General features: G+C 74.3%; 2 protein-coding genes. Both read left to right on the top strand.

All coding sequences use genetic code 11. From position 1 onward, the window contains the following. The coding region (locus B8460_RS14610; RefSeq protein ID WP_048862349.1) for an ABC transporter permease subunit at positions 1–361 on the top strand (361 nt) is incomplete at its 5' end. 4 nt (positions 362–365) lie between these two features. Then, positions 366–820, top strand: a 455-nt coding sequence (locus B8460_RS14615) for an arylsulfatase (RefSeq protein ID WP_048862350.1), incomplete at its 3' end; no start/stop codon positions are given.

Here is an 820-nt window from a genome sequence, read left to right on the forward strand (position 1 = left end):
GGCGCGGCGGGGCGTGCGCGGCGGCCGGGCGAAGGTGCTGGCCTTCGCCGCGTCGGGCGCGCTGACCGGCTTCGGCGGGCTGATGCTGGCGGCGCAGATCGGCATCGGCTCGGCGACCACGGGCGTCGAATACACGCTGAGCAGCATCACCGCCGTCGTCCTCGGCGGGGCGAGCGTCGCGGGCGGGCGCGGCTCGTTCGTCTGCGTTCTGGCCGGCGCGGCGCTGGTGCAGATCATCATGAGCGCGTCGGCGTTCCTGCAGGCGAGTTCGTCGTGGCAGTACCTGCTGGTCGGCGCCGCGACGCTGCTCGCCGCCGGGCTGTTCAGCGTGCTGCGGCCACGTCCGGCGATGGAGCATTGAGGCCATGCGGATCGCGCTGATCCATGCGTTGCGCAATTCGGTGGCACCGGCGGGCGAGGCGTTCGCCCGGCTGTGGCCGGAGGCGCGGATCGCCAACCTGCTCGACGACAGCCTGTCCGCCGATCTCGCCGCCGAAGGGCGGCTGACGCCGGCGATGGAGCGGCGGTTCCTGACGCTCGCGCGCTATGCGGTGGACTGCGGCGCGGACGGCATCCTGTTCACCTGTTCCGCCTTCGGCCCGTGCATCGAGGCGTGCGCGGCGGCGCTGTCCCCGCTGCCGGTGCTCAAGCCGAACGAGGCGATGATCGAGGCGGCCGTCGAACAGGCCGGGCCGCGCGGGCGCATCGGGTTGCTGGCGACCTTCGCCCCCACGCTCGACAGCATGCCGCCGGAATTCGCCGCCGTCGCGCCGGAGGCCGTGGTGGTCCCGGCGCTGGCGGACGCGGCGCTGGCGCGGCT

The organism is Acidisphaera rubrifaciens HS-AP3, assembly GCF_000964365.1.
Classification (GTDB): domain Bacteria; phylum Pseudomonadota; class Alphaproteobacteria; order Acetobacterales; family Acetobacteraceae; genus Acidisphaera; species Acidisphaera rubrifaciens.